This is a genomic window from Micromonospora maritima (assembly GCF_902825405.1).
GTDB classification, from domain to species: Bacteria; Actinomycetota; Actinomycetes; order Mycobacteriales; family Micromonosporaceae; genus Micromonospora; species Micromonospora maritima.
Map to the genome: position 1 here is coordinate 1 of NZ_CADEAU010000953.1, position 756 is coordinate 756.

A 756-nucleotide genomic window follows, 5' to 3' on the forward strand; every position below is an offset into this window, starting at 1 on the left:
CGGTCCGATCGCGTTCGTCGGGCTGGCCGTGCCGCACCTGGCCCGGGCGCTGGTCGGCGCCGACCACCGGTGGACGCTGCTGGTCGCGGCGCTGCTCGGCCCCGCCCTGGTGCTGGCCGCCGACGTGACCGGCCGCCTGGTCTCCCCACCGGGCGAGATCCCCGCCGGCATCATCACCGCTCTCCTGGGCGCCCCCCTGCTGGCGATCCTGGTCCGCCGCGCCAAGGTCGTGACCGCATGACCGCCCCCCACCCCCGCCCCCGCCCCCGCTCCCGCTCCCGCTCCCGCTCCCGCTCCCGCGATCTTGCGGTTGCTGCCCCGGCAGATCGGACGGAAGCCGTGTATCGCGGGCCGCAAGTGCAAGATCGCGCGGCGACGCCGGCGCTGGTGGGGAAGACGGTGCTGCGGGTGGGGCCCGTGGCGGTGCCGTTCCGGTGGCGGCCGGTGGTGGTGGCGGGAATCCTGTCGGTGCTGCTCGTCGGTGCGGTGGTGCTCAGCCTGTCGCTGGGGACGCCGTACGTGGCGCCGGGCGACGTGCTGCGGTCGCTGTCCGGGGCGGGCACGCCGTACGACCTCGTGGTGCGCGACCTGCGGCTGCCCCGCGCGGTGCTGGCGGCGCTGGCCGGGGCGGCGTTCGGCGTGGCCGGCACCCTGATCCAGAGCGTGGCCCGCAACCCGCTGGCCAGCCCTGACGTCATCGGCGTCACCCAGGGCGCCGGGCTGGCCGCGACCGTCGCGCTGACCAGTGGCGCGGCG

Annotated in this window: 2 protein-coding genes; both read left to right on the forward strand. The window is 77.2% G+C overall.

Features of this window, described 5'->3' with window-relative positions; translation table 11 throughout:
- A partial coding sequence (locus HUW36_RS33775) for an iron chelate uptake ABC transporter family permease subunit (RefSeq protein ID WP_174531692.1) occupies positions 1-241 on the forward strand: 241 nt, incomplete at its 5' end.
- A gap of 146 nt (positions 242-387) precedes the next feature.
- On the forward strand, positions 388-756 hold a 369-nt coding region (locus HUW36_RS33780; RefSeq protein WP_246248463.1), incomplete at its 3' end, for an iron chelate uptake ABC transporter family permease subunit.